This is a genomic window from Pseudomonas sp. DR48, assembly GCF_019823085.1.
Taxonomy (GTDB): Bacteria; Pseudomonadota; Gammaproteobacteria; order Pseudomonadales; family Pseudomonadaceae; genus Aquipseudomonas.
In genome coordinates this window covers 921,121-947,037 of sequence record NZ_CP081946.1, presented here as the reverse complement: position 1 = coordinate 947,037, position 25,917 = coordinate 921,121, and the positions used below count along the sequence as shown (strand labels likewise).

Sequence of the window (25,917 nt, the reverse complement as noted above, 5' to 3'; positions counted from 1 at the left end):
CCCAAGCAGGAATCTGAAATAAGTTGCAAATCATTAACTTGAATGCAATTTAAGGGGTTGACAGAGGTGCTTAAGATTGTAGAATAGCGCGCCTCAGACACACGAACGCAGCGATGCGAACGAGTCGAAGAGATGCAATTAGCTTCACCGTTGTAAATTGAAATATGTAGTTCCGTGATAGCTCAGTCGGTAGAGCAAATGACTGTTAATCATTGGGTCCCAGGTTCGAGTCCTGGTCACGGAGCCAATTTCAAACCGGGGTATAGCGCAGTCCGGTAGCGCGCCTGCTTTGGGAGCAGGATGTCAGGAGTTCGAATCCCCTTACCCCGACCATTTTTGGGTCGTTAGCTCAGTTGGTAGAGCAGTTGGCTTTTAACCAATTGGTCGTAGGTTCGAATCCCACACGACCCACCATTTTTGAAACCAGTTAACGCTGGGATCAGATCTTAAGATCAGACGCCAAAAGCTCTGTTCGCAGAAGGCGCCTTTAAAAGGTGCCTTTTTTTACCGGGGTATAGCGCAGTCCGGTAGCGCGCCTGCTTTGGGAGCAGGATGTCAGGAGTTCGAATCCCCTTACCCCGACCATATTAAAAATCCTCGTATCGAAAGATACGGGGATTTTTTTTGTCTTCGAAAAAACAACACTTCAGTCGTCGTACAACCTGCCGATAACGAGGCTGCGGGGTACTGCCAAATGACGCCCCCAATCCTGACCACTACAAGAAAAGGGCGTTCGTCATGTTGCTTCGTCAGTTGAATATTGCTCCTCGGGCAGCCTTGGGGTTTGCCTTGATCGCCGTGCTGGTGGCCTTGCTCGGCGTTTTCGCCCTGGGGCAGATGTCGAGCATCCGCAGCAGCGAGGTGGCGGTGGAGAAGCAATGGCTGCCGAGTATTCGCGGTGGCGACGAGATTCGCGAAATCATGCTGCGCATCCGCACGATCTCCCTGCGAATGGCGCTGGATCAGGACCCGAAGAACATTGCTCAATACCGCAGCCAGATGGATACCCGGGACAAGGAGCTGAGCGAAAAAATCGCCGCCTATGATCAGTTGGTCAACACTGCCGAAGGCAAGGCTCTGTATGACCAGTTCAAAACCACGTTCGCGGCCTACCGTGCCGGTATCGCCCAATCATTCTCCCTGGCCGAACAAGGGCGCCGTGACGAACTGACCAAATTGTTGCTGGTGGACATGAAAACCGTGGTCGATGGCTCCGGCAAACAGCTCAATGACCTGGCAGACCTGTTTGCCAAACAGGTCGCCGCCGAAAGTCAGAACTCCGCAGCGCACTATGAAACATCGCGAATGATCGTCATCCTGTTCATCGCCCTCGCAGCCCTGGCCACCGTCGGCCTGGCGATGCTACTGACGCGCAGTATCGTCAAGCCTTTGGGCGACGCGTTGAATGCCGCGGAGAACGTCGCCCGAGGCGATCTGACTCGCCCCATCGAAACCCACGGCAATGACGAAGTGAGCCGCTTGCTCAAGGCTCTGGCGACCATGCAACAGAATCTGCGTGAAACCTTGCAAAGTATCAGCGGCTCGGCGGCGCAATTGGCCACGGCGGCCGACGAGTTGAACGCGGTCACCCTCGACAGCACGCAAAACCTGCAGCAGCAGAACAACGAGATCGAACAAGCCGCCACCGCCGTCAATGAAATGACCACGGCGGTGGAGGAGGTCGCGCGCAATGCCGTGTCGACTTCCGATGCCACGCGCCAGTCAAGCGAGTCTGCGCATGCGGGCCAGGAGCGCGTCAGCGAAACGGTGACGGCCATCGGCGCCCTCGCCAGTGATGTGCAAGTTACCGGCGGGTTGGTTCAGTCCCTTGCCAATCAATCCCAGGACATTGGCAAGGTACTGGATGTGATTCGGGCGATTGCCGAGCAAACCAATTTGCTGGCGCTCAACGCTGCCATCGAAGCGGCGCGGGCCGGAGAAAGCGGTCGGGGTTTTGCGGTGGTCGCCGACGAAGTTCGCGCCCTGGCTTATCGCACACAGCAGTCGACCCAGGAAATCGAGCAAATGGTCCAGGGTATGCGCAGCGGTTCAACCCAGGCGCTGGATTCGATGCAGGCCAGTTCCTCGCGCGCAGCCGCCACGCTGGCTTTGGCCGAGCGAGCAGGGGAGGCGTTGCAGACGATCACTGCATCGGTGCACCAGATTCATGAACGCAACCTGGTGATCGCCAGTGCCGCAGAAGAACAGGCGCAAGTGGCGCGTGAAGTCGATCGCAATCTGGTGAACATCCGTGACCTGTCGGTGCGATCCGCCGCCGGGGCAGACCAGACCAACGCTTCAAGCCATGAACTTTCACAGTTGGCCAACTCGTTGCGCACGATGGTGCAACGCTTCCAGGTGTAAATCCGCCAGACAAAAAAAGCCGCGCTTCTCGGTGGAGAAGCGCGGCCTGGTTTTCGGGCGTTTAGGCGCCGTCTTGGTCTTTCAGGTGCTCGAACAGACCTTTTGGCATTTTTTTGCCGTTGGCTTCGAAGTTGGCTTTCACGTTGTTGTAAGCCTCTTGCTCGTCGATGAAACCGTCATGATTGGTGTCGATCTTGTCGAAGTTGGACTTCGGCGCGACAGCCTGGAATTCGGCGCGGGAGACTTTGCCGTCGCCATCGGTGTCGGTCTTGGCCATCGATGCATCGCCACACTTGCCTTCACCACATTTGCCTTCAGGGGTTTTCACCACCTGTTCGGCCGAGGCCAGCAGGTAGCCCTGGGTCAGAGGCTGCGAAGCGAATACGGAACCGGACAACATCATGCCGCCGGCCAAGACAGCGCCGAGCAGACCAATAGTGTTTGTAGTGGTACGGGACATTTCAACTCTCCTGGGTTGCACGACACAACCGTTCGATAAAGGACGCCACGTCAGGCGGCGATAACCGTAGCTGGCTGGGTTGCCTTGCTCGGATGGGGTCATTTAACGGGTGAGGTGTATCGCTACTGTGTCGCGCTAGGGGGGAGTTTGTAAGCGAAGGGGCGAAATCGCGGGGGGAGATACAGTGAGACACAGATCAACAGGCGGGTGAGTAAGAAATGTGGGAGCGGGCTTGCTCGCGAAAGCGGCGTCACAGTCAACAGAGATGTTGAATGTCATGACGCTTTCGCGAGCAAGCCCGCTCCCACACTGGACCGAGTTAGTGCAGTTTCAATCGCGGCTCTGTCCCACGCCCGATCTTGCTGCCCAGCATCAGCATCGCCGTACGAAACGCGCCATACAGCGCCATCTGGTGCATGCGGTACAGCGACACGTAGAACATCCGCGCCAGCCAGCCTTCCAGCATCACGCTGCCGGTCAGGTTACCCATCAAGTTACCCACAGCCGAAAAACGCGACAGCGAGATCAGCGAGCCGTAGTCGGTGTATTTGTATTCCGGCAATGCCTTGCCTTCGATCCGCAGTTTCAGCGATTTGGCCAGCAACGACGCCTGCTGATGCGCTGCCTGGGCACGGGGCGGCACGTTGCGATCACTGCCTGGTTGCGGGCAGGCCGCGCAGTCACCGAAGGCGAAGATGTTCTCGTCCCGGGTGGTTTGCAGGGTCAGCAGCACTTGCAGCTGATTGATGCGGTTGGTTTCCAGGCCATCGATATCCTTGAGGAAACCTGGTGCGCGAATCCCGGCAGCCCACACCTTCAGGCTGGCGTTGATCACTTTGCCATCGGCGGTGATCAGGCTGTCGGCCGTGACTTCGCTGACCGCGGCATTGGTCATGACGTTGACCCCGAGTTTCTCCAGGGTTTTATGCACAGGCCCACCGATGCGTTCCGGCAGGGCTGGCAATACCCGAGGTCCGGCTTCGATCAGGGTGATGTGCATGTTTTCCGGTTTGATCCGGTCGAGCCCGTAAGCGGCCAATTCATGTGCGGCGTTGTGCAGCTCGGCGGCCAGTTCGACGCCGGTGGCACCTGCGCCGACGATGGCGACGCTGATCTGCTCGACCTTGTCGGTTTGCCCGGCATGGGCACGCAGATAGTGGTTGAGCAATTGCTGGTGGAAGCGCTCGGCCTGCTTGCGGGTATCGAGGAACAGGCAATGTTGCGCCGCGCCCTGAGTCCCGAAATCATTGGTGGTGCTGCCGACGGCGATCACCAGCGAGTCGTAGCCCAATTCACGGGCCGGGACCAGCTCCACGCCGGCTTCGTCGTAGGTGGCGGCCAACTGGATTTTCTTCTGTTCGCGATCAAGCCCGCTCATGCGCCCCAGCTGAAACTCGAAGTGGTTCCATTTGGCTTGGGCAACATAGTTGAGTTCGTCTTCGGAAGAGTTCAGCGACCCGGCCGCCACTTCGTGCAACAGCGGCTTCCAGATGTGCGTCAGGTTCGCGTCGACCAGCATCACACTGGCCGTGCCACGCTTGCCCAGAGTCTTACCCAGACGGGTAGCCAACTCCAGACCGCCGGCGCCGCCGCCAACGATGACAATACGATGAGTCATGGGGATATCTCGCAAGGCTAAAGGAAATCGGTGCGGTTACCCTCGCGAGCGCAATGCGGCTCATAGCGCCAGGTAACCTATAAGTCGGCTCAACAGGCCCAAACCAATGGTCACTGCGAGCACCAGCACCAGGAGCATCCACGGCCGGAAAGGCCGGCGCTCGACTCGGTGCTGGGACAGGTGCAGGTACTCTTCGACATGCTTCTGGTCGTCGGGGTTCAGGCGGCTGGTCATAAAGGCCTCGTCAGGTAGACGTTGCTGAATGTGTGGAAGCTACAGGCTGATTTAACGAACGTTGAACGGAGCATAGCCGCTGTCCGGAACCGGCTCGACGCTCACCGTGTCGTCCAGGCGGATGATTCCACTTTGTAACACCCGGGCGGTGATTCCGCCATGTCCGCGAACCGCCTGAAACGTCCCCGGCCCGAGGTTGTTTTGCAGGCGTGCGCAAGGCTGGCACCAACCGGTGGTTTCGAAAATCGCCTGGCCGATCTTGAAGCGACGGCCCTTGAGGCTGAACAGGTTGATACCGCTGATAACCAGGTTGCGCCGCAAATCACTCGGTAACACCGGTTGATCGTCCGGGCGGCCCATCAGCGAACTGATCACCGCCAGATGCTCCCACTGAATCAACGTCACCTGCCGTGCATTGCGTACGCCGGGCCGTGCGCGATCACCGGTCAGGCCGGCTTCAAGTCGCGCTTCCACGGCGTCCAGTTCGATCATCGGCACGTGAGGTTCCGGGCGCACGCCGATCCAGCGTACGCGGCCGACTTGCGGGACTTGCGCGATCAGTTCCTGCAATGGGCTCACAGGCTGATTCCGACATCGAAAACAATGCTGCGCCCGAGGTTGCTGCGCAGGAAATCCGGAGCGTCCGGATGGGCGAAGAGCACCCGGGCGAACGTCGGGCCGACCAGCGACAACGAACGCCAGCCTTGGCGCAGGTATTCGGTGGGCGGCGGGAAATGGCTGTTCAGGTCCAGCACTTCGCGTTTGAGGCTGGCGAACGCGATGATGTCCAGTTCCCCAAGGTCCATGCCGCGCTCTTTGTAGTTGTGCGCTTTTTTACGCAAGGTCGGCGCCAGTCTTAGCAAGAATTCATTGGCTGGAATGCGCCGGGGCTTGGCCTCGCGGCGGACCAACTGACTGAGGGAAAACGCGCTGCGTCGACGTTGCAGCTCGTCGCGCCATTCATCGTTGAGGCGCCGGCCTTCATCGAGTACGAAGAACACCTCGAAATTGGCGTCGCGAAACAGCACGTCCGGCGGTTCCCCGGCGGGGGCGAATTCGTCGGCGCGATAGGGAATGTTCAAGCCTTGCAACAGGCGCTGGCAGACCCAACGCTCACGCTCCCATTTGCGGGCATTGGACAGAAATGCGTTGGCTTGCTCGGCCGCGATGGTCAGCAGGCGTAAATAATCTGAGTCATCCATAGGCCCAAGCTTAGCGTTCAAATGTGACCCTAAGGAATAAAGTCTGTCGCGAAAGAAAAAAGTCTGCCGGGATTTCACGTGCCTCTGCGCGAACGCTTGCCATTCGCTATGCGGTGCGCTGTGAGTCGCTACGCTGGAATTGTTGATTTTTATCAATGGATTTGCGCATGACTGAGGACACGATTCCCACTAAGCAATGATGCAATTTAATAGTTTGCTCACCCGCAGCTAATTCAAAAGCCAAGGATGACCCGGCTCATCATTTTTGTATTTTCGGAGCATCTTCAATGAATATTTTTATTGAAAAGGACCCCGCACTGAATCGCTGGTGGGTTCACATGGATGTGTGGGTCGTAAGTTTTCGCAGTCTTGATGGCGCTGAATCTTTTGTCGAACGATTGAACTCGCGAATCAATGCGCCGCATGCCCTCTATATGATTGGAGGTTCCTCTCTGTTACCACAGAAAGATCTGAAACAGTCCAGCGCTGAATCAACACGATGTACTCCGCCCCTTAAGCAATGCTCTCACGCGTGATACTTAATTCTTCTCGAGGGAGTGAAGAAAAGAAACGCGCTGCCCTAGTTATGTCTATAGCTAATGTTGTCAGTTAATCGATTCAGGGTTTTGAGACGGCCAGCTTGTTAACTTTCCTTAGCGTACCGCCGGACGCGAGGGTCAACCCGTTGAGCAGATCAAGGAGTTTCCGATGGCCGACTCAAGCAAAAAAATGAGCCTCATGGGGCTTACCACGCTGGTGACGGTGAACATGATGGGCTCGGGCATCATCATGTTGCCAACGAGCATGGCCCAGCTCGGGGCCGTTTCGCTTCTGTCGTGGATCGTTACCGCCATCGGTTCCATGGCCATCGCCTACTGTTTTTCCCAGTGCGGAATCTACTGTCCGCGCTCCGGGGGGTTGTCAGCCTACACCGAAGAAGCCCATGCCAAATCGGGGTTCTTCCTTTGCTCGTACCTGTACTTTCTCTCGCTGGCCATCGCCAACGTCGCAGTCGCTATCTCCGCGGTCGGGTACATGACATCGTTCGTGCCCTGGTTGGGTAGCGGTGCCATCCCGTTGTTCATCGGTACGGTCGGCCTGCTTTGGCTGACCACCGTGGCGAATTTTGGCGGCCCTGGCATCACCGGCAAGATTGGTGCGATTACCGTGTGGGGTGTGATCATCCCGGTGGCCGGGTTGAGCATCATCGGCTGGTTCTGGTTCAAGCCCGAACTGCTGATTGCCGCCTGGAACCCGAACAACCTGCCCATCTCCGAAGCCATCGGCAAGGCAATTCCCCTGACCCTGTGGGCATTCCTTGGCATGGAGTCGGCGGCGCAAGCGTCTGATGCAGTGGAAGATCCCAAACGCACCGTGCCGCTGGCCTGTCTGTTCGGCACGCTGGGTGCGGCAGTCATCTATGTGCTGTCGACGACGGTTATTCAGGGTGTCATTCCAAACGCCGAGTTGGCCAACTCGACGGCACCGTTTGCGCTTGTCTATGCACACATGTTCAATCCGGCGGTCGGTCACATCATCATGGCGCTGGCGGTGATGGCCTGTGTGGGGTCGTTGCTGGGGTGGCAGTTCACCTTGGCACAAACAGCCAAAATGACGTCTGACCAGGGCATGTTCCCCAAACTCTTCAGCAAAGTGAGCTCACTCGATGCACCCATCGTCGGCATGCTCGTCTGCGGTGTGCTTCAAACACTGATGGCGTTGTCGACCATTTCGCCCAACGCCAGTGCCCAGTTCGGAAAACTCGTCAGCCTGGCAGCGGTGACCAACCTGATCCCCTACGTGACGGCGGCTACCGGCTTGCTGGTGATGATGTACAAGGCCCGCGTCAGCGCGGGGGTCTTCATGCGCAACACCACGCTCTTGCTGATCGCCGTGGCCTATTCTTTGTACGCCCTGTTTTCCTGCGGTAGAGACGCGGTATTCGGCGGTGCCCTGGTCCTTGTGTTCGGGTATCTGCTCTATGGCTTCCTCGCCAAGCGCTCTGTCGAGGCGCCTTCAACCGTTCAAGCCAGAATCGACAATCCTTAGTCGTTGTGTTCAGTCATGCACAGTCATCTGAATTCGGGTAACCGGGACATGAACGTAAAACTGATCAAAGCCATCCTTCTCATCCTCGTTGGTTTGCTCGGGGTGATGCCGTTGCTGGCTGCTGCCAATACCCTGGACCGGGTGCGGGCGAGCAATACCTTCACCCTCGGTTACTTGCCGGACTTCGCACCTTTCAGCGTCCAGGCAGGCGATAAAGCTACGGGTTATGCCATCGATCTTTGTTTGAAAATCGCCGATAAGGTCATGTCCGATCTGGGTTTGCAGGGGATGCAAGTGCGTTATCAGGCTGTCACTGACTCAGAGAAGATGAGTGCCGTCAGTTCAGGCAAAGTTGACATCCTTTGCACACCGACGCCGCCCACCCTGCAAGAGCGCAAAATCGTGAGTTTCTCGGTGCCGGTCTACACCGCCGGTCTCTCTGCCGTGGTTCGCGAGGATGCATCGGAGCCGTTAATGAATGCGCTCAACGGCAAAGTCGCTCATACCGGGCCGACCTGGCGCGCAACGGTCAATCGTGGGCTGTCCAACCAAACCTACGCGACGATAGCTGGAGGAGTCACTGAAGCGTGGATTCGTCAGCAAATGCAATTGCTCGGTGTGGTGGCAACGCTCGTCACGGTTCCGAACGTTGATGCAGGAATCAAGTTGGTCGCCGAGGGTAAAGCCGATGCGTTCTTTGCTGAACGCATGATGATCAAAAATCTTCTCTCCACGCATTACGCAGCCGCGAATCTGATCTTGCTGGATCGCATTTTCGAATACGCGCCGACGGCAATGGCGGTGGATCGCAACGATGAGAACTTCCGCTTGCTGGTCGACACTGCGCTGAGTGAAATGTACCGCTCGGGTGAAATCGAACAGGCCTATGACAAATACTTGGGTGGCATCAGCAATCTGGGCAAGAAGCTGTTCAAGGTTTATGCGCTTCCGTAGTCGTTTAATTAGCGGGCGCGGTGATTGGATCGGCGTCATTAGTCTTCTTCTCTAAGCGCTTTGATGCGCCCCGATTTTTCGGCGGCTATCAGTGACGCATGATCTTTCGCATTTTGATCCGCATAGCTCATGGCAAACTTGCCAATGGCCAGATCGAAGGTGTCCGATTTTCCCAAATAGCCGCTAATGAGTGCCGAATCACCGGATTTGGCATGGGCACGGGCCAGGGTGAGGCCGCACAACTCGGCGTATAACTTCATTTGTTCAACCGATGCGCCCTCGATAGGGGCCGACATTTTCATGTCCCTCAACTGGCGCACGAAAAAATGCCGGCCACTTTTTCCCTGCGCCCAGCCCAGGAAAATATCGCTGGCGGACTGCATTAGCCGTTGCCCGGTAACAACACGCTGACCTTGATTCTCGAATTCGCTCTTGCCGGCAAAGGGTGCCAGTACCGAAGGACTGGCTTCCTTGAACTGCAGAAGCAGCGGGTGGTTTTCCGCGGAAAAAAACAGGCCCACGAAACAATGGGTGCCGACGCTGCCGATCCCGACGGCCTTGACGACAAAGTCTTCGAGTCGGTAACGATCCAGCAGCACGCGCCGTTCGAGGGGGAGCGATAATCGATAGTCCTGCAGCGTCAGCCGCACACGCTGTTCGAAGTCATGTTCATACACATGAAACAGTATCGGTGGCTGATCGACCAACCGCCGACGCCCTGCCACTTCGTTGCTGATGGTCGGATAAAGGTAATCGCCGATGCGTACTTTTGCTTTGGCGATCACCTGTTCTCTATTTTTTTTGATTTTGGCGTTGGGGGCCATGTCGATGATCATTTGAGCATCGAGGCGGTCATACCAGACCTCCAGCGGACTCATCTTCGACAGTTTGCGCAGGCGCCTGCGGTAAGCACTGACACACTCGACCGCGATCGCCTGGGCATCTTCGTCACTGATCTGGAGATCGCGGGCAGCCACGGCAAAACTGATCGCCAAGCGTTTGATATCCCACTCCCAAGGCGCAGGAAGCGTTTCGTCGAAATCGTTGATATCAAAAATCAGATTACGTTCGGGAGTTGCGAACAGTCCAAAGTTCAAGAGATGGCAATCTCCGCAGGCTTGTACCCGAACGCCTGTGGTCGGAGTCGTCGCCAGGTCATACGCCATGACCCCCGCAGAGCCGCGCAGAAAGGTGAAGGGGTTGCGTAGCATGCGCCCGAAGCGCACAGGAATCAGGCTGGGCAATCGATATCGGTTCGACGTTTCCAGAATATCAATGGGGTCGCGGTGTTTGCGTGTCGGCTTCCAGACGGCGTGAAGCGCATGTGGACAGGTCCTGGATAAACGCTCACCCGCTTCAAGGCGCTCCTTGCGCGAGCGAAAAAACACCTCGTCGTCCCACATTCCCTTGACGTTCTCCACCGCACCTTTGGCAGAACCCATTTGGTTGTGAGACATATCCGCTCCTTTACTCAACGAAGTCGAATGCGTTTGGGGCAGGCCATGGTTTCAATAAGCTCGTTGAGCAGTTGGCCTGTTGCCTGATCACGGTTTCTGTTGCGCGGCGGTTGCCGTCAGACTGTCCGCCTGACTCACCCAGCCTCCGCCGGTTGCCTTGTACAGATCAATCATGTTGGTGAACACCGAGCCCCGGGTGCGGGTGTAATTCAACTCGGCGTCAAACAGGCTGCGCTCGGCGTCCAGCACTTCGATGTAGCTGGTGTAGCCGTTTTCGTAACGCTGCCGTGCGAAATGGGCGTATGTGCGCAGTGCGTCGACTTGCCTTGCCTGGTAATTCATCTGCTCTTTGGATTTGCTCGACGCCACCAAGGCATTTTCAACGTCCCTGAACGCCGATTGAATTGCCTGTTGGTACGTCAACAGCGCTTGTTTCTGGAAGGCTTCAGCTTGTTGCACCTGCCCGGCGATGCCGCCGCCAGTGAAGATTGGCATGCTCGCCGCAACCCCGTACGACCAAGTGGAGGCGGGCCCGGTGAACAGGTTCGACAGTTGGTTGCTGGCAGACCCTAACAGCCCGGTCAGGGAAATAGTCGGGAAATACTGGGCCTTGGCCGCGCCGATCTGCGCATTTGCCGAGATAAGATTCAGCTCTGCCTGACGCAAGTCAGGTCGCCGCTCAAGCAAGTCAGACGGTAAGCCGGCGGGCACCGTTGGCAGATTCAGTTGGGTCAGGTCGCGTCCGCGAATGATCGGCCCCGGGTTGCGCCCCAGTAGCACGGCCAGGGCGTTTTCCTGTTGCGCGACCAAGGGTTCGAATTGCGCAACCGAGGCCCGGGTTCGCTCGTACTCGGATTGGTTTTGTGCCAATTCCATTTCAGAAATGGTGCCGGCACCAAAGCGTAGTTTGAATATTTCATAAGAGTCGCCGCGCACCTTGGCGGTCGTGCGGGCGATCTCCAGCTCCCGGTCGAGATCGCGCAGCGTCACGTAACTCGATGCTACCGACGCCACCAGGCTCAATATGACGCTTCGACGACCTTCTTCCGAAGCGAGCAGATCGGCACGGGCGGATTCGTCGAGGCGGCGCAAACGGCCCCAGATATCCAGTTCCCAGTTCACGCTGAGAATGGCCTGGTAGTTGTTGAACACCGGATCCACCGTTGGGTCCAGCGGCACCGGGCCGTTGTCCCGCTGCGAACGGTTTCGTTGCGCCTGGGTACCCAGCCCGACTTGCGGGAACAACAGGGAACGGGTTTGACCGTAACGGCCCTGGAATTCTTCGACCCGCGCGGCGGCAATCTTGATGTCTTTGTTTTCTTGCAACGCGATGCGGATCAGGTCATTCAGGACAGGGTCCTGGAACTGCTCCCACCACAAGGTGTTCGACAAATTCTTTGCTTCCTTGTCCGCGTAACGGTACGCCGCGGGGGTGTCGATTTTCGGCGGCTGATAGTCAGGCCCCACCATGCAACCCGCGAGGCACAAATACAGCAGCAGAGGGACGGTGGGCTTGCGCATCTCAATCCCCCTCATGTCTGTTTTGCGCCGCACCATCGGGAATCTGCGCAGCCTGCGGCGGTGCAGCCGGCCTGACAGTCTTTTGCTCGGCGTCCTTTTCCCCGAACATTCTTTCAATCAGGTAATAGAAGAGAGGGATGAAGAAGATCGCAATCACCGTCGCCGCCAGCATGCCGCCAATCACCCCGGTCCCGATGGAGTGACGACTGTTCTCCGAAGCACCCACAGCAATGGCCAGCGGAACGCAGCCGAGGATGAACGCCAGGGACGTCATCACGATAGGGCGCAGCCGTTCCCTTGCGGCGGTCATGGCGGCATCGTAGGCCGACATGCCGGTTTCCCGGTTGAGCACCGCAAACTCGAAAATCAAAATGGCGTTCTTCGCCGCCAGCGCCACCAGCATGGTCAAGCCGATCTGGAAGTAGACGTCGTTGCTCAAGCCTCGAATCAGGACGGCGAGCAGCGCGCCGAACAATGCAAATGGCACCGCCAGCAGCACCCCCACCGGCAGCGACCATTTTTCGTATTGCGCCGCGAGAATCAGGAACACCATCACCAGGCCAAAAATGAACACCTGGGAGGAGGCACCGCCGCTCTTTTTCTCTTCGAACGCCTCGCCGCTCAAGGCCAGCGCGTAGTCGTTGGTCATGATTTGCGCGCTGATTTCTTCCAGGGCATTGAGCGCCTGGCCGGAGCTGTAGCCGGGCGCCGGGTTCGCCGTGAGTTTGACCGCCGGGAAGTTATTGAAACGGGTCAGCAGGTCGGGGCCGGTAACGTAACGGGTGGTCAGCAAGGCTTTGAGCGGCACCATGTCATGGTTTTTGCTGCGCACGTAGATCTCGCGCAGGTCCTCGGCCTTCAAGCGATATGCCGGTTCGGCCTGCAAAATCACCTGCCACAGCCGACTGAACTTGTTGAATTGCGAAACGTACAGCGAGCCGAACATGGTCTGCATGGCGCTGTAGACATCTTCGACCGGCACCCCCAGGGTTTCCGCTTTTTCCCGGTCGACGTCGACCATCAGTTGGCGGGAAAACACGTTGAAGGTGGAGGTGATAGCGCCCAGTTCCGGCCGCTCCTTGGCCTTCGCCACCAGATTAGCGACCATTTCCGCCAGTTGATCGATGCTGGCGTCACCCTTGCTCTGAACCCAGACCTCCATCCCGCCGGTCGTACCGAGGCCAGGAATCGACGGTGGGTTGACCGGCAGAATGATCCCGCCCTGAACCGTGGAAAACGCCCGCGCGGCTTTCTGAATCACCGCCGGGGCGCTTTGTGCCTTGATGGTATCGGAGTCTTTGTAGCGTCCTTCGAAATCCTTGAAACCGACGAAAAACGCACCGGCGTTGTTCTTGTTCTGGCCGTCGAGCAGGCTGTAGCCGTTAACGATCGCGACGCCTTCGACGGCTTCGTCGTTCATGAAGAAGTCACTGGCTACTTTGCCCACCTCACCGGTGCGATCGAGGCTGGCGGCGTCGGGCATGATCACCGCGCCAAGCAAGTAGCCCTGATCTTCCGGTGGCAGGAACGCACTGGGAATGCGCTGCCCAATCAACAGGATCAGCACGATCATCCCGGCGAAGAGCAGCAACGCCAGCACGAAGCGCTTGATCATGAAGGCCACCGAGCGTGAGTAGCCCTCGGTCATGCGCTCGAAGTTGCGTTCGAACCAGCGGAAAAATGCGTTCTTGTCGCCGTGCTGAGGTTTGAGTAGCAAGGCGGCCAGGGCGGGGGAGAGGGTCAAGGCGACCAGGCCGGAAATCACCACGGAAATGGCGATGGTGATCGCGAACTGTTTGTACAGCTGACCGGTGATACCGCCCATGAAGGCCACCGGAATGAACACCGCGCACAGCACCAGCACGATGGCCACCACGGGACCTGCCACTTCATCCATCGCCCGTTTCGCCGCGTCCTTGGGCGTCATCTTGTGCACATGCATGTTGCGTTCGACGTTTTCGATCACCACGATCGCATCGTCCACCACGATACCGATCGCCAGCACCATGCCGAACAGCGTCAGCATATTCACCGAAAATCCGAGGGCGGACATGCCGATGAATGTGCCGACAATCGATACCGGCACCGCCAGCACCGGAATGAGCGTGGCACGCAGGCTTTGCAGGAAGATGTAAACCACGATGACCACCAGCACCAACGCTTCGAAGAAGGTGTGGATCACCTCGGAAATCGAAGCGCGGGTAAAGGCCGTGGTGTCCATCACGATCTTGTATTCGATGCCCTCGGGAAACGTGGCCTTCATATCGGACAAGGTCTTGGTCACCGCAGCAGAAACGTCGAGGGCGTTGGCGCCGGGTTGCTGATACACGGCAATCAATGTCGCGGGCCGGCCCTGATAGGTGCTGCGCAGGGAATAGTCTTTTTGCCCCAGCTCGGCGCGTCCAACGTCCTTGAGTCGAACGATGGCGGCGCCGTCGTTGCTGGCGCGCAAGATAATGTTCTCGAATTCCGAAGGTTCGGTCAGACGTCCCTTGGTCGTCACCGCAAAAGACTGCTCGACAGGTTGCCCCGTTGGCGACTGACCGACCCGGCCCACGGCGAACTGCTGGTTCTGATTGGCTACGGATCTCTGTACGTCGGCGGCGGTGATGCCCAGTTGGGCCATGCGGTCAGGCTTGAGCCAGATCCGCATGGCATAGTCGGGCGTGCCGAAGATGCTGGCCTGGTTCGCCCCCGGAATCCGTTTGATCGCATCGAGGATATACAGGTTGGCGTAGTTGGCGACGTAGGTGCTGTCGTAGCGTTCGCCAGCGGAATACACGGCAAGCACCATCATGAACGCCGAGGATTTCTTCTGCACCTGGATGCCCTGGCTCTGCACGGCGGAGGGCAATTGCGGCAAGGCCAGATTGACCCGGTTCTGAACGTCGACCTGGGCCAGCGACGGATCGGTGCCGGTCTCGAAGAAAACGTTGAGGGTCATGTTGCCCGTCGCCGAACTCGACGAGTTCATGTAGATCATGTTGTCGGCGCCGTTGACCTGCTGCTCGATGGGCGCGGCGACGTTATTGGCCACGACCTGTGCATCGGCGCCGGGGTACGTCGCGGCCACCGTAATCTGCGGCGGGGTGATGTCCGGGTATTGCGCAACGGGGAGTTTGAGCATGGCCACTGCACCGGCCAGGGTGATGATGATGGAGATCACCGAGGCGAAAATCGGCCGGTCGATGCAATAGTGGGAAATGCTCATTGGCGTTCCCCGCCATTGGCTTTTACCGGTTGCTCATTGGCTGCGCCCGTGGCTGCGGCGCCAGGGGTATCGACGATATTCAATGGTCCGCCCGGCGTGACCCGGATCGCGCCATCGACGACGATGCGCTCGCCGGCCCGCAGGCCTTTGTTGATGAACCAGTTGTCACCTTGCCAGTCACCCACTTCGACCACCCGTTGCTCGGGTTTGCCTTCGGCATTGAGGACCCAGACGAAGTGGCTCTTGGCGCCTTCCAGTACTGCCTTTTGCGGCACAAGAATGGCGTTGGGCCGGGAGGCGCCTTTGGCCAGGGCCCTTACAAACTGACCGGGACGGAGCTGGCCACTCGGGTTGGCGAGCACTGCCCGAACCAGGAAGGTGCCGGTGCCCTGGCTGTAGGAAGGCGCGAGGAAATTCACCTTGCCGGTGTTGGGCACCACGGTGCCGTCGGCCAGGACCACTTCAACGACAAACTCACTGCGTGGCGGGAAAACAAGATGACCGGCAGCGATCTCGTCGCGGTACTTCAGGGTTTCGTTTTCCGAGAGGCTGAAGTTGACGTACATCGGGTCCATCTGTGACACGGACGTCAGCAGCCCCGACTCACCCGGCGTCACATAACTGCCTTCCTGTTTTTTGGCATAGCTTGAAAGCCCGGTGAGGGGAGAAGTGATGGTGGTGTAACTGAGGTTCAACTGCTCGGTGCGTACATTACCCTCTGCGGCCAATACCGCGGCACGGGTCTCACGCTCGTTGCCGACGGCATTGTCCAGGTCCATCTTGCTGACCGCATTCTGCGCCGCCAGTGGGCGGACTCGAGCCAGCGTCGACTTGGCCACTTCCCAACGGGCCTGTTGCTGCGCCAGTTGCCCCTGAGCCGACACCAACGCGGCCTCAAAGGGTTTACGGTCCATCTGGAACAGCGTCTGCCCGGCCTTCACCAGATCGCCTTCGGTGTACAGCCGCTTATCCAGGAATCCGGCCACGCGAGCACGGATTTCCACCTCGCGGGAGCTCTGGGTCTGGGCGACGAATTCGAAGGTCACTGGCGTGTTGCTGGTGGTCACCGTCATGACCGTTACTTCAGGCGGCTTGCGTGCCGGTGAAACCGGTTCCTTGCCGCAGCCGTAAAGCAAGCTCAAAGCCCCAAAGACAAGGGCAAATGAAAAGCCGGCAGGCTGTCTGGCATTCTTGATATTCACGCCTGCGCCCCTCCCATGCCCGTTTAGGTTATATGAATGGATACGTAGGCATTTCTTATAAAGTAGCCATTTCTTATTAAAAAGCTAACACCCGTAGAAGGTGGCATTTCTGACAAATATCAACTGTACGCAACGGGACAGCCGGGCAACCCGTTACAGCGAAAAACATTACTTGCCACAGCGCGGACAAGACGAATCGATGAGCAGGTGGGTTTCGAAAACGAAGTGAAATCATCTGGCTGATACACAGGCGATATTTCGAATCGGATTCAAATTGATCAATGCTTATAGCCAGATACTTGATGTAAAGCGGCTCGGGAACTACCCGCGCGAAGAGTAGTTGATTTAACGCAAATCACGACGTCCGCCGCATTTCCATACTGTCTTTGCAGGGATGAGTTGCTGAATGCAATTTCGCTCGGGAGTATTCAATGAGCCAGCGCCCCTCTGGACCGAATGAACCCCAACGGATTGAGCCGTCTCAAGTTGCGCTTGCGCATTCGGACAGCCGCTCGCGTATGCCAGTACCGGAATGGGTGAGCAACTATCGGCAGGCCTGGCTCAAAGGCGATACGGTTGCAGGTCTGACCGCTGCGGCGGTGGTCATACCCAAAGCGTTGGCGTACGCCACCATTGCGGGTCTGCCGGTGCAGGTCGGGCTGTATACGGTCATGGTGCCGACGCTGATTTATGCCCTGCTCGGATCGTCGCGGCCGCTCAGTTTCAGTACGACTACGACACTCGCCATCCTTGCTGGCTCGGCACTCGCGCAGGTTGGGGCCTCCGGCGCAGACTTGATGACGGCATCAGCCACATTGACCCTGCTGGTAGGGGGATTCCTCATCCTGGCGGGGATCTTGCGCATGGGCTTTGTCGCCAGTTTTATCTCCGAGCCCGTACTGGTTGGATTCAAGGCAGGAATCGGCGTCGTCATAGTGCTCGATCAGATTCCCAAACTCATCGGCATTCATATCGAGAAGGGCGGCTTCTTCCATAACGTGTTGGTCACGTTGCAGGGCATCCCTGATGCGTCGTTACCGACTGTCGCCGTCGGAGCGCTCATGGTGCTTATCCTGATCAGCATGAAGCGCTTTACTCCTGCCATACCTGCGCCATTGGCAGCGGTAGCCATCGGGATTGCCGGGGTGAGCTTGTTGGGTCTGGATCACTATGGTGTTTCGGTTGTCGGTCATGTTCCAACAGGTTTACCCGCCGTGACATTGCCCGCGTGGGGGCTGATGACGCAACTCTGGCCTTCTGCGGCGGGCATCGCGCTGATGAGTTTTACCGAAACCATTGCTGCGGGGCGTGCTTTCAGTCGCAATGATGAACCTTCGCCTCAAGCAAACCGGGAATTGATCGTGAGCGGCATGGCCAACATCGGGGGAGCTTTCCTCGGCGCCATGACCGCCGGAGGGGGAACGACGCAGACGGCGATCAATCGGCTGGCCGGGGCTAACACTCAGTTGGCGGGATTGATAACAGCCATTTTGGCATTCGGTACCTGCCTGTTGTTGGCCCCCTATATCGGCTTGATGCCCAATGCCACGTTGGCTGCCGTGGTCATCGTCTATTCAGTCGGGCTTATTCAGCCTTCCGAGTTTCAAGAGATTCTCAAGGTCCGCCGTACAGAGTTTATTTGGGCAGTTGTCGCAACGTTAGGAGTCATGATCCTTGGAACATTGCAAGGCATCGTCGTCGCAATAATCGTGTCACTTCTGGCCTTGGCTCATCAGGGTTCCGACCCGCCGGTCTATGTCATGGTTCGCAAGCCAGGAACCAACATCTTTCGCCCCAGGAGCGACGCTAATCCCCTCGATGAGCAATTCTGCGATTTGCTTTTACTGCGCCCCGAAGGCCGGATTTTCTTCGCTAATGCCGAGAGAGTCGGACAAAAGTTGCAGGCATTGATCGTCGAGGCGAAACCACGCGTCGTGGCTATCGATTTCACGGGTGTATTCGATCTGGAATACACCGCGCTCAAAATGCTCATAGAAGCTGAGCGCCGAATGTACGATCAAGGCGTGACACTGTTGCTGGTCGGCATGAACCCCACTGTATCGGCCATGATGATGCATTCGCCCTTGGCAGAGCTGAGTCAGACACGAATGTTTTTAAACCTTGAGCAAGTGGTTGCGAGTTACCAGGCTTAACCGGTCCTGGGATTCGTGATTTAGGCAACAGGCATCCCTGACGCAGCCAGGGGGAGGGTGAGTGCATGCAAAGCACTGGAAAGCCAAAGCGGGCTCGTGTACTTGATCCGGTCGATCGAGTCACGGAAGTCATCTTCGGCCTGCTCATGGCAATGACCTTCACTGGAACAATCAGCGTGGCGACGGCTGGCGAGGAGGCGGAACGTACGATGATGATCGCCGCGCTGGGTTGTAATCTCGCCTGGGGACTCGCGGACGCCGTGATGTATTTATTGCGAACGCTGATCGAGCGCACACGCAACCTTACGTTACTCACACGTCTATATGGCGCGGCCGACGCCGCCGCCGGGCAAGCGCTGATTGCTGAGGCATTGCCACCGCGTTTCGCGTCGGTGGTCGGCACCGATGAGCTGGAGTCACTGCGCTGCAGTATGGTCAACCATTCAGCCATGCCCTTGCCGCCGCGCCTCGGCCTGGATGATTTCAAGGGCGCTGTCGGCGTTTTCCTGTTGGTAGTGCTCGCGACATTTCCGCTGGTGGTGCCGTTTCTCCTGCTTGAGGAGACTGCGCTCGCCGTGCGCGTGTCTAATCTCGTCGGCCTTGCGGTGCTGTTCATCGCCGGCTGGATACTCGCCAAGTACGCCGGCGCAACACCGTGGCAAGGTGGTGTGGCAATGGCGGTCACCGGGGCCATTTTAATCACCGCGATCATTGCGCTCGGCGGATGAGCGCAATGATCCTGCGAAAAGCACAAAGCGTTTACCGGTAAAGGGCGTGACTGGGCAGCCAGAGAGGGCGGTGTAGACTGAGGGCCATAAAGCACACGATTCAACAAGGGGATGAACGTGAAATATTGGCCTGTGTTGCTGATCAGTCGTCTGCCTTTGTGGGCCCAGGCGCTGGAGAAGGCGCGGCCATGATCGGTGCCGAGCTGCTGTCACCGCAAAGCCTGACGGTGGGCTGGTTGATATATGTGCCCGTGCTGCTCTGGGCCATCTGCCGTGCGCCCTGGGTTGAGCTGTTCAGTGACAGCCGCCGTCAGCATTTGCTGTTCGGTACGGTGTTCGCCCTGTTTATGCTGTGGCTGGTACGCCGTGATTTCGACACGGGCGTGTCTTACCACTTCATCGGCATGACAGCGGTGACCTTGCTGCTGGATTGGCCGCTGGCGATCATCGGTGGTTTGGTTGCGCAAACCGGGCTGGTGATGCTCGGGCGTCAGGACCTCGCGGCTTTAGGGGTCAATGGCGCTCTGTTCATATTGCTGCCGGTTCTGGTCACTGAGTGCTGTGCGATTCTCGTGGAGCGAGCGCAGCCGCGAAATCCCTTTGTGTATATCTTCGTTTCCGGTTTCTTTGCGGCAGCGTTATCGGCGCTGCTGTGTCTTCTGCTGGCGCTCACGTTGCTATGGTTTGACGAACGTTTTGCCATGCCTTACTGGCTCGAAGATTTTGTCGGCTATCTGTGGCTGCTGATTTTTCCGGAAGCGTTTATCAACGGAATGATCGTCAGCGCGCTGGTGGTGTTCAGTCCGGAATGGCTGGAGACGTTCAATCGCACCCGCTATCTCTCGGCGCCCTGGAAAGACGACGATCCCAAGTCTTGACCCACATCAAATCCATAAGACGCTGCTGCTTTCATGCTCTGCGAAACCTTCAGGAGCATTGAAATGAGTGTCTACGAATGGGCAAGGCAAGAGGTGCGTCAAAGTCTGGATGCGGCGCAGGAAGTGGGGTTCGATCCGGGGCTGAGCCTGCGCGCCTTGCTCAGTGCGGTGGTGCAGCAGAGCAAGGCAGTGCGCAGTCTAGAAGACCTGGCCGATGAGTTGAGTTTTCTGGCGGAAAACCTCGATGACAGCCAGGAGTACGGATTTATGCGACCTTGAGTCATCAGTGACGCGGGTCGAAATCCCCGGAAAACATTTCATCCTCGGCATCCGGGGCGACCGGAATCTTGTGTTCTTCCGACGCCCAGGCGCCGAGGTCGATCAGCTTGCAGCGATCCGAGCAGAACGGCCGATTGACGTTGCTGGCGACCCATTCAACAGGTGCGCCACAGGTTGGGCAATTGACGGTTGGGGTCTGGCTCATGACTGGCCTCCACGCAAAGTAAGGTAAAAGTGATGCAGGCGTTCGACCTCGCTGTGCAGCCAGGCGAGGTCGCGGTCGTTGACCACCACATCGTCGGCATGGCTCACGCGGTCCTGGCGGCTGGACTGGGCCTTGAGGATCGCCTGGACCTGTTGCTCGTTCGTATGGTCGCGCTGCAGGGTGCGTTCGATCTGTAGCTGTTCCGGTGCATCGATCACCAGGACCCTTTGGGTCATGGCGGACTGCCCGGACTCGATCAGCAACGGCGAGACCAGAATCGCGTAAGGCGATTGTGCCTTGGCCAGATGATCGGCGATTTCCTTGGCGATCAGCGGATGCAGCAACGCTTCAAGCCAACGGCGTTCCTCGGGCACCTCGAAGATCAGTTTGCGCAGCGCCGCGCGATCCAGTTGTCCGTCGGCTTGCAACACGCCGGGGCCGAAATGTTCAGCGATGCTGGCCAACGCCGGGCGACCCGGTTCCACCACCCAGCGTGCCGCGTGGTCGGCGTCGACAACGTGCACGCCCAGGTCGATGAAGTGCTGGGCCGCCGCGCTTTTGCCGCTGCCGATGCCGCCGGTCAAGCCAAGAATCCAGGGTTTTTCCACAGGGGTATTCATTTCAAACCGACAAACTGCCAATAGAAGTCGGTTATTTGACCACCCCAGAGCAAGGCAATCCAGCCGGCAATCGCCAGAAAGGGGCCGAAGGGTATCGGTGTCGAGGTTTTCGCCTGGCGCAAACGCAGCAGAATCACCCCGATAACGGCCCCGACCAGTGATGACAGCAGGAGCGTCAACGGCAACATCTGCCAGCCGCCCCAGGCCCCGAGCATCGCCAGTAACTTGAAATCGCCTTGGCCGATGCCGTCCTTGCCGGTGATCAGTTTGAACAGCCAGAACACCAACCACAACGTCAGATAACCGGCCACCGCGCCCCACAAGGCTTCATGCAAGGACACGAACAGCCCGAAGCTGTTGACGATCAATCCCAGCCACAGCAGCGGCAGCACCAGCACATCCGGCAGCAGTTGGTGCTCGGCATCGATCAGGCTCATCGCCAGCAAGCCCCAGGTCAGCACCATCAGCAGGCAGGCTTGCCAGCCGAAACCGAAATGCCAGGCGATAAACGCCGAAAGCAGGCCGCAGGCCAGTTCGGTCAGCGGATAGCGCTTGCTGATCGGAGCGGCACAGCTTGAGCATCGCCCCCGCAAAAAAACATAACTGAGCAGCGGAATGTTTTCCCACGCGCGAATGCGGTGGTTGCAATGCGGGCATTGGGAATGCGGCAGCATAAGGTTGTAGGTCGGGCCGGGGGCTTCCTGCGGCACGCCCAGCACATCACGGGCTTGCAACCGCCATTCGCGGTCGAGCATTTTCGGCAGGCGCCAGACCAGCACATTGAGGAAGCTGCCCACCAGCAGGCCAACTGCCAATGCGATCACCACGAACACCAGCGGGTAGAAGGTCAGAATGTCGTTCAAGGGCATGTCAGATCGCCGCGCCGAGTTGGAAGATGGGCAGGTACATCGCGACGACCAGGCCACCGACGACCACACCCAGCACCACCATGATGAACGGTTCCATCAGGCTGGTCAGGTTGTCGACCATGTTGTCCACTTCGTCCTCATAGAAGCTCGCGACCTTGTCCAGCATGTCGTCGAGTGCACCGGATTCTTCGCCAATCGCTGTCAGCTGAATGGCCATGCTGGGAAAAATACCGGAGGTGCGCATGGAAAAATTCAACTGCATGCCGGTCGACACGTCCTGTTTGATCCGCAGGACCGCTCGCTTGAACACGATGTTGCCGGTGGCGCCAGCCACTGATTCCAGAGCCTCGACCAGCGGCACGCCAGCGGCGAAGGTGGTCGACAGCGTGCGGGCGTAGCGGGCCACGGCAGACTTGTACATGAGCGTGCCAATCAATGGCAGCTTCAGCAACCAGGTGTCCATTTTGTCCCGAAAGGCCTCGGACGTCTTGAAGGCGCGGCGCACACCGAATGCGGTCGCGACCAGCACGCCGAGCATCGCCCACCACCACGCTTGCATGAACTCCGACAGCCTGATGACCATGACCGTGAAGGCCGGCAGCTCGGCGCCAAAACCTTTGAACACGGATTCGAACTGCGGCACCACCTTGACCAGCAGAATGCCGGTGACGATGATCGCCACAAACACCACCGCCAGCGGATAGGTCATGGCTTTCTTGATCTTGGCCTTGAGGCTTTCGCTCTTTTCCTTATAGGTCGCCACCCGCTCCAGCAGGGTGTCCAGGGCGCCCGCCTGCTCTCCGGCGTCGACCAGGTTGCAGTAGAGTTCGTCGAAATACTGCGGCTTTTTACGCAAGGATGCCGCGAAGCTATTACCGGCTGCGACTTCCTGTTTCACCTCGTCCACCAGTTTGCGCATGGCCGGGTTATCGAAACCTTCACCAATGATGTCGAACGACTGCAACAGCGGCACACCGGCTTTCATCATGGTCGCCATCTGCCGGGTAAACAGGGCGATTTCCTGAGCCTTGATACGGTTGCCAAAACTGAAGATCGAGGCTGATTTCTTGCGCACCTTTCCCGGATTGATGCCCTGCTTGCGCAACTGTGCCTTGATCAATGCGGGGTTCTGACCGCTTAACTCGCCGGTCATCCGGGTGCCTTTCCTGTCCGTGCCCTCCCAGGCGTAGACGCTGATTTTTGCTGCTTTGACCGCCATGTTCAGTCCTTGGTGACCCGATTGATTTCTTCAAGACTGGTGACGCCTTGCATGGCCTTGATCAGGCCGGAAGTGCGCAGGTCGTTGAATCCGTCCTTGCGCATCTGGATGTCGATTTCCAGCGAGTTGCCTTCGGCCATGATCAGGCGTTGCAGATCCGGGGTGTTCTTCACCACTTCGTAAATCCCCACCCGACCTTTGTAGCCGCCGTTGCACTGGTCGCAACCGACCGGCTCATAGATCGTGAACGAGCCGATGCGTTCCTCGGGGAAACCTTCCTTGAGTAACGCCTCACGGGGAATCTCGATGGGTTTCTTGCAATGGCTGCACAGTTTGCGCGCCAGTCGCTGAGCAATGATCAGGGTGACCGAGGTGGCGATGTTGAAACCCTGAATGCCCATGTTGTGCAAGCGGGTCAGGGTTTCGGCGGCGCTGTTGGTGTGCAGGGTGGAAAGCACCATGTGCCCGGTCTGGGCGGCCTTGATGGCGATTTCAGCCGTTTCGAGGTCGCGGATCTCGCCGACCATGATGACGTCCGGGTCCTGACGCAGAAACGAACGCAGGGCCTGAGCGAAATCCAGCCCTTGCTTGGGATTGACGTTGACCTGGTTGATGCCCTCCATGTTGATCTCTACCGGGTCTTCAGCGGTGGAAATGTTGATGTCCACGGTGTTGAGGATATTCAAGCCGGTGTAGAGCGATACCGTTTTGCCCGAACCGGTGGGGCCGGTGACCAGGATCATCCCTTGTGGCTGTTTCAGCGCGGCCATGTACAGGTCTTTCTGCTCGGGTTCATAGCCGAGGGCGTCGATGCCCATTTGTGCGCTGGACGGGTCGAGGATCCGGATCACCACCTTTTCGCCCCACAGGGTCGGCAGGGTATTGACCCGGAAGTCGATGGACTTGGTCTTGGACAAGCGCATCTTGATCCGCCCGTCCTGAGGTTTGCGCCGCTCGGAGATGTCGAGGCTGGCCATGACTTTCAACCGCGCCGCAATACGATTGGCCAATTGGATCGGCGGCTTGGCGACTTCACGCAGCATGCCGTCGGTGCGCATCCGCACACGGTAGGATTTTTCGTAGGGCTCGAAATGCAAATCGGAAGAGCCGCTTTTGATCGCGTCGAGCAGCATCTTGTGAACGAAGCGCACCACCGGAGCGTCATCGGCATCCTGACCTGCGATGGCGTCCCTTCTGTTGTCATCGACTGACTCGGTGTCCACACCATCAAGGTCGACATCTGCCATGTCCTCAAGGCCGGTGGAATGGCTGTCGAAGAATTTTTCGATGGCGTCGACGAGCTTGTCGTCCTCCACCAGGATGGCTTCGGTGGTTAACCCGGTACTGAACTGGATGTCGTTGATGGCTTGATGGTTGGTCGGGTCGGAAACGCCGACAAACAATTTGTTGCCGCGTCGCCAAAGAGGCAGGACGTGGTGCTGACGAACCAGCTTTTCGCTCACCAGCCCTCGTGGCTGGGTTTCCTTGTCCAGGTAGTTGAGGTCGAGCAGCGCCATGCCAAAGTGCTCGCAGGCGATTTCGGCAATCTGCTGGCTCTTCACCAGTTTGTTCTGCACCAGGTAATTGACCAGTGAGATTTTGCTGCGTTGAGCTTGCTGATACGCCTGTTGCGCGCTTTGTTCAGTGAGCAGCTCGGCCAGGACCAATTGCTTGGCCAGACCGCTAAGGGCGATGTCATTCATGGGGATACCGGACGCAGACAGTTCATGACTTATAGCCTAGTCAACGAGCTGAGCCAAACGGCGGGCATCAGGTGACAAAAAGTGTCAGATAGTGCGGTTACTGGGGGTAGGGAAGGGCTGTTTATGGCGCGTGCGCCCTGCTGGCATGGGGCGTGGCGCTTGGCACGGGCTGTGCTGGGGCTAATTCAGGTCATGAGATTTCGACTCATGCGTGGAGCTTGTCTATGAACACTCAAAAAGGTTTTACCCTGATCGAGCTGCTGATCGTGGTGGCGATCATCGGGATTCTGGCGACGTTTGCGTTGCCGCAGTATTCCAAATACCAGGCTAGGGCCAAGGTAACAGCAGGTATCGCCGAAATCTCGGCATTGAAGGTCCCTTTCGAGGATGTGATTAACGGTGGTGCCGCAAATCCTGACATTACCAGTGTTAACGGTGGCATAGCTGCAACTCAAAACTGCACGCTGACCGCAGCGGGTACGGTGGCCGATGGCAAAGGCACAATTACGTGCAAGTTGCTCAACGCGCCTGCGCCAGTGTTAGGCCAGACCATCACACTGACCAGATCTGCGGCAGGTGCATGGACATGCGGGTTCACGGGTTCGAAAGACTACACAACGACCGGTTGCCCGGGAGTCTGATACTCGGCTGATTTAACCAGTACCCCGCCTATCTGGCGGGGTATTTTTTTTGCTTGGGTTTGAACATTTATTGCGATATCAAGAAAGCCCCCGACAATTCACGGCCTTTCATGATCGTTCCCATGCTCCGCGTGGGAATGCATCCCGTGACGCTCTGCGTCACTCTTGCGCAAGACTCGAGCCTGGTGTCGACAGCGGAACGCAGAGCGTCCCTGGCGGCATTCCCACGCGGAGCATGGGAACGATCAACGGCAACAGCAACAGCAACAGCAACAGCACCAGCACCAGGATCGCGAGCAGGCTCACTCACATAAAGCAGACCGGCGCACAGCTTATCTGTGATCGTTCCC

The 25,917-nt window shown here is 57.9% G+C and carries 23 protein-coding genes, 4 tRNA genes and 1 pseudogene; 13 read left to right on the top strand and 15 right to left on the bottom strand.

Annotation, left to right across the window (positions count from 1 at the left end; all coding sequences use genetic code 11):
- Window positions 1-171 precede the first annotated feature (171 nt).
- From K5K95_RS04320 to K5K95_RS33510, 6 genes and pseudogenes are all read left to right on the top strand, one after another.
- Window positions 172-247 (top strand) — tRNA-Asn (locus K5K95_RS04320).
- 9 nt (window positions 248-256) lie between these two features.
- Window positions 257-333 (top strand) — tRNA-Pro (locus K5K95_RS04315).
- A gap of 5 nt (window positions 334-338) precedes the next feature.
- A tRNA-Lys gene (locus tag K5K95_RS04310) sits at window positions 339-414 on the top strand.
- A 94-nt stretch (window positions 415-508) separates the two neighbouring features.
- Window positions 509-585: transfer RNA gene (locus K5K95_RS04305), tRNA-Pro, on the top strand.
- 153 nt (window positions 586-738) lie between these two features.
- Window positions 739-1,461 (top strand): annotated as a pseudogene (locus tag K5K95_RS33515) (MCP four helix bundle domain-containing protein); the annotation flags it as partial.
- Window positions 1,462-1,500: 39 nt separating this feature from the next.
- Complete coding sequence (locus K5K95_RS33510; protein WP_409999721.1) at window positions 1,501-2,364, top strand: methyl-accepting chemotaxis protein; 864 nt, start codon at window positions 1,501-1,503, stop codon at window positions 2,362-2,364.
- Window positions 2,365-2,425: 61 nt separating this feature from the next.
- Here K5K95_RS33510 and K5K95_RS04295 read toward each other — a convergent pair whose 3' ends face one another.
- The 5 genes from K5K95_RS04295 to K5K95_RS04275 all read right to left on the bottom strand — a co-directional run bounded on the left by K5K95_RS04295 (window position 2,426) and on the right by K5K95_RS04275 (window position 5,878).
- The gene (locus tag K5K95_RS04295) at window positions 2,426-2,824 is read right to left on the bottom strand and encodes an EF-hand domain-containing protein (RefSeq protein ID WP_222588501.1); all 399 of its coding nucleotides are present in this window, start codon (window positions 2,822-2,824) and stop codon (window positions 2,426-2,428) included.
- A 319-nt stretch (window positions 2,825-3,143) separates the two neighbouring features.
- A complete protein-coding gene (locus tag K5K95_RS04290; protein WP_222588500.1) occupies window positions 3,144-4,442 on the bottom strand; it encodes an NAD(P)/FAD-dependent oxidoreductase in 1,299 nt (432 codons plus the stop codon).
- 60 nt (window positions 4,443-4,502) lie between these two features.
- On the bottom strand, window positions 4,503-4,676 hold the full coding sequence (locus K5K95_RS04285; RefSeq protein ID WP_090179818.1) for a DUF3094 family protein: 174 nt from the start codon (window positions 4,674-4,676) through the stop codon (window positions 4,503-4,505).
- 51 nt (window positions 4,677-4,727) lie between these two features.
- Window positions 4,728-5,255, bottom strand: coding sequence for an MOSC domain-containing protein (locus K5K95_RS04280; RefSeq protein ID WP_222588499.1), 528 nt, complete (start codon window positions 5,253-5,255; stop codon window positions 4,728-4,730).
- Window positions 5,252-5,878, bottom strand: coding sequence for a DUF1780 domain-containing protein (locus K5K95_RS04275; RefSeq protein WP_003228301.1), 627 nt, complete (start codon window positions 5,876-5,878; stop codon window positions 5,252-5,254). Before K5K95_RS04275 ends, K5K95_RS04280 begins: the two co-directional genes overlap by 4 nt.
- Window positions 5,879-6,586: 708 nt before the next feature.
- On the opposite strand from K5K95_RS04275, the gene potE reads away from it, so the two are divergent.
- Together potE and K5K95_RS04265 are read left to right on the top strand one after the other, a co-directional pair.
- Entirely contained in the window at window positions 6,587-7,927 is a 1,341-nt protein-coding gene (gene potE, locus K5K95_RS04270) for a putrescine-ornithine antiporter (RefSeq protein WP_222588498.1), read from the top strand.
- 48 nt (window positions 7,928-7,975) lie between these two features.
- Entirely contained in the window at window positions 7,976-8,881 is a 906-nt protein-coding gene (locus tag K5K95_RS04265) for an amino acid ABC transporter substrate-binding protein (RefSeq protein ID WP_222588497.1), read from the top strand.
- 38 nt (window positions 8,882-8,919) lie between these two features.
- Here the strand turns inward: K5K95_RS04265 and K5K95_RS04260 are convergent, their stop codons facing one another.
- The 4 genes from K5K95_RS04260 to K5K95_RS04245 all read right to left on the bottom strand — a co-directional run bounded on the left by K5K95_RS04260 (window position 8,920) and on the right by K5K95_RS04245 (window position 16,143).
- Window positions 8,920-10,092, bottom strand: a complete 1,173-nt coding sequence (locus K5K95_RS04260) for a DUF2252 domain-containing protein (RefSeq protein WP_315903124.1) — start codon at window positions 10,090-10,092, stop codon at window positions 8,920-8,922.
- A gap of 333 nt (window positions 10,093-10,425) precedes the next feature.
- The gene (locus K5K95_RS04255) at window positions 10,426-11,859 is read right to left on the bottom strand and encodes an efflux transporter outer membrane subunit (RefSeq protein WP_222588495.1); all 1,434 of its coding nucleotides are present in this window, start codon (window positions 11,857-11,859) and stop codon (window positions 10,426-10,428) included.
- Between the two features lies 1 nt (window position 11,860).
- Complete coding sequence (locus tag K5K95_RS04250) at window positions 11,861-15,070, bottom strand: efflux RND transporter permease subunit (protein ID WP_222588494.1); 3,210 nt, start codon at window positions 15,068-15,070, stop codon at window positions 11,861-11,863.
- Window positions 15,067-16,143, bottom strand: coding sequence for an efflux RND transporter periplasmic adaptor subunit (locus tag K5K95_RS04245; protein ID WP_222590289.1), 1,077 nt, complete (start codon window positions 16,141-16,143; stop codon window positions 15,067-15,069). Before K5K95_RS04245 ends, K5K95_RS04250 begins: the two co-directional genes overlap by 4 nt.
- A gap of 647 nt (window positions 16,144-16,790) precedes the next feature.
- Here K5K95_RS04245 and K5K95_RS04240 point away from each other — a divergent pair.
- The 4 genes from K5K95_RS04240 to K5K95_RS04225 all read left to right on the top strand — a co-directional run bounded on the left by K5K95_RS04240 (window position 16,791) and on the right by K5K95_RS04225 (window position 20,310).
- A complete protein-coding gene (locus K5K95_RS04240; RefSeq protein WP_409999720.1) occupies window positions 16,791-18,425 on the top strand; it encodes a SulP family inorganic anion transporter in 1,635 nt (544 codons plus the stop codon).
- A 65-nt stretch (window positions 18,426-18,490) separates the two neighbouring features.
- On the top strand, window positions 18,491-19,153 hold the full coding sequence (locus K5K95_RS04235; RefSeq protein WP_222588492.1) for a VIT1/CCC1 transporter family protein: 663 nt from the start codon (window positions 18,491-18,493) through the stop codon (window positions 19,151-19,153).
- 188 nt (window positions 19,154-19,341) lie between these two features.
- Window positions 19,342-20,031 carry an energy-coupling factor ABC transporter permease gene (locus K5K95_RS04230; protein ID WP_222588491.1) on the top strand — a complete coding sequence of 230 codons (690 nt, stop codon included), beginning with the start codon at window positions 19,342-19,344 and terminating at the stop codon, window positions 20,029-20,031.
- A gap of 63 nt (window positions 20,032-20,094) precedes the next feature.
- Window positions 20,095-20,310, top strand: a complete 216-nt coding sequence (locus K5K95_RS04225) for a hypothetical protein (protein WP_222588490.1) — start codon at window positions 20,095-20,097, stop codon at window positions 20,308-20,310.
- Between the two features lie 4 nt (window positions 20,311-20,314).
- On the opposite strand, the gene yacG is transcribed toward K5K95_RS04225, so the two are convergent.
- Genes yacG through pilB form a run of 5 tightly spaced genes read right to left on the bottom strand, consistent with a single transcriptional unit; the run spans window position 20,315 to window position 24,926 of the window.
- Complete coding sequence (gene yacG, locus K5K95_RS04220) at window positions 20,315-20,515, bottom strand: DNA gyrase inhibitor YacG (RefSeq protein WP_222588489.1); 201 nt, start codon at window positions 20,513-20,515, stop codon at window positions 20,315-20,317.
- Window positions 20,512-21,135 (bottom strand): dephospho-CoA kinase, encoded by a 624-nt coding sequence (gene coaE / locus K5K95_RS04215; protein ID WP_222588488.1) that lies wholly within the window; start codon window positions 21,133-21,135, stop codon window positions 20,512-20,514. Before coaE ends, yacG begins: the two co-directional genes overlap by 4 nt.
- On the bottom strand, window positions 21,132-22,004 hold the full coding sequence (locus tag K5K95_RS04210) for a prepilin peptidase (RefSeq protein ID WP_222588487.1): 873 nt from the start codon (window positions 22,002-22,004) through the stop codon (window positions 21,132-21,134). The genes coaE and K5K95_RS04210 overlap by 4 nt, the downstream gene beginning before the upstream one ends.
- 1 nt (window position 22,005) lies before the next feature.
- Window positions 22,006-23,223 (bottom strand): type II secretion system F family protein, encoded by a 1,218-nt coding sequence (locus tag K5K95_RS04205; protein WP_222588486.1) that lies wholly within the window; start codon window positions 23,221-23,223, stop codon window positions 22,006-22,008.
- Between the two features lie 2 nt (window positions 23,224-23,225).
- Window positions 23,226-24,926: a type IV-A pilus assembly ATPase PilB gene (pilB, locus tag K5K95_RS04200; protein ID WP_222588485.1), complete on the bottom strand. Its 1,701-nt coding sequence runs from the start codon at window positions 24,924-24,926 to the stop codon at window positions 23,226-23,228.
- A 224-nt stretch (window positions 24,927-25,150) separates the two neighbouring features.
- Here pilB and K5K95_RS04195 point away from each other — a divergent pair, with 224 nt between their 5' ends.
- Window positions 25,151-25,567 carry a pilin gene (locus K5K95_RS04195; RefSeq protein WP_090179862.1) on the top strand — a complete coding sequence of 139 codons (417 nt, stop codon included), beginning with the start codon at window positions 25,151-25,153 and terminating at the stop codon, window positions 25,565-25,567.
- 159 nt (window positions 25,568-25,726) lie between these two features.
- Here K5K95_RS04195 and K5K95_RS04190 read toward each other — a convergent pair whose 3' ends face one another.
- Window positions 25,727-25,873: a hypothetical protein gene (locus tag K5K95_RS04190; RefSeq protein WP_222588484.1), complete on the bottom strand. Its 147-nt coding sequence runs from the start codon at window positions 25,871-25,873 to the stop codon at window positions 25,727-25,729.
- Between the last annotated feature and the right edge of the window lie 44 nt (window positions 25,874-25,917).

What these genes read in the sequence shown, in the direction of transcription:
- K5K95_RS04225 (WP_222588490.1), top strand. Translation starts at nt 20,095, where the DNA reads ATGAGTGTCTACGAATGGGCAAGGCAAGAGGTGCGTCAAAGTCTGGAT.
- yacG (WP_222588489.1), bottom strand. Translation starts at nt 20,515, where the DNA reads ATGAGCCAGACCCCAACCGTCAATTGCCCAACCTGTGGCGCACCTGTT.
- K5K95_RS04260 (WP_315903124.1), bottom strand. Translation starts at nt 10,092, where the DNA reads ATGCTACGCAACCCCTTCACCTTTCTGCGCGGCTCTGCGGGGGTCATG.
- K5K95_RS04275 (WP_003228301.1), bottom strand. Translation starts at nt 5,878, where the DNA reads ATGGATGACTCAGATTATTTACGCCTGCTGACCATCGCGGCCGAGCAA.
- K5K95_RS04290 (WP_222588500.1), bottom strand. Translation starts at nt 4,442, where the DNA reads ATGACTCATCGTATTGTCATCGTTGGCGGCGGCGCCGGCGGTCTGGAG.
- K5K95_RS04265 (WP_222588497.1), top strand. Translation starts at nt 7,976, where the DNA reads ATGAACGTAAAACTGATCAAAGCCATCCTTCTCATCCTCGTTGGTTTG.
- K5K95_RS04240 (WP_409999720.1), top strand. Translation starts at nt 16,791, where the DNA reads ATGCCAGTACCGGAATGGGTGAGCAACTATCGGCAGGCCTGGCTCAAA.
- pilB (WP_222588485.1), bottom strand. Translation starts at nt 24,926, where the DNA reads ATGAATGACATCGCCCTTAGCGGTCTGGCCAAGCAATTGGTCCTGGCC.
- K5K95_RS04205 (WP_222588486.1), bottom strand. Translation starts at nt 23,223, where the DNA reads ATGGCGGTCAAAGCAGCAAAAATCAGCGTCTACGCCTGGGAGGGCACG.
- K5K95_RS04235 (WP_222588492.1), top strand. Translation starts at nt 18,491, where the DNA reads ATGCAAAGCACTGGAAAGCCAAAGCGGGCTCGTGTACTTGATCCGGTC.
- K5K95_RS04195 (WP_090179862.1), top strand. Translation starts at nt 25,151, where the DNA reads ATGAACACTCAAAAAGGTTTTACCCTGATCGAGCTGCTGATCGTGGTG.
- K5K95_RS04285 (WP_090179818.1), bottom strand. Translation starts at nt 4,676, where the DNA reads ATGACCAGCCGCCTGAACCCCGACGACCAGAAGCATGTCGAAGAGTAC.
- K5K95_RS04250 (WP_222588494.1), bottom strand. Translation starts at nt 15,070, where the DNA reads ATGAGCATTTCCCACTATTGCATCGACCGGCCGATTTTCGCCTCGGTG.
- K5K95_RS04295 (WP_222588501.1), bottom strand. Translation starts at nt 2,824, where the DNA reads ATGTCCCGTACCACTACAAACACTATTGGTCTGCTCGGCGCTGTCTTG.
- K5K95_RS04230 (WP_222588491.1), top strand. Translation starts at nt 19,342, where the DNA reads ATGATCGGTGCCGAGCTGCTGTCACCGCAAAGCCTGACGGTGGGCTGG.
- K5K95_RS04245 (WP_222590289.1), bottom strand. Translation starts at nt 16,143, where the DNA reads ATGACGGTGACCACCAGCAACACGCCAGTGACCTTCGAATTCGTCGCC.
- coaE (WP_222588488.1), bottom strand. Translation starts at nt 21,135, where the DNA reads ATGAATACCCCTGTGGAAAAACCCTGGATTCTTGGCTTGACCGGCGGC.
- K5K95_RS04210 (WP_222588487.1), bottom strand. Translation starts at nt 22,004, where the DNA reads ATGCCCTTGAACGACATTCTGACCTTCTACCCGCTGGTGTTCGTGGTG.
- K5K95_RS04255 (WP_222588495.1), bottom strand. Translation starts at nt 11,859, where the DNA reads ATGCGCAAGCCCACCGTCCCTCTGCTGCTGTATTTGTGCCTCGCGGGT.
- potE (WP_222588498.1), top strand. Translation starts at nt 6,587, where the DNA reads ATGGCCGACTCAAGCAAAAAAATGAGCCTCATGGGGCTTACCACGCTG.
- K5K95_RS33510 (WP_409999721.1), top strand. Translation starts at nt 1,501, where the DNA reads ATGCAACAGAATCTGCGTGAAACCTTGCAAAGTATCAGCGGCTCGGCG.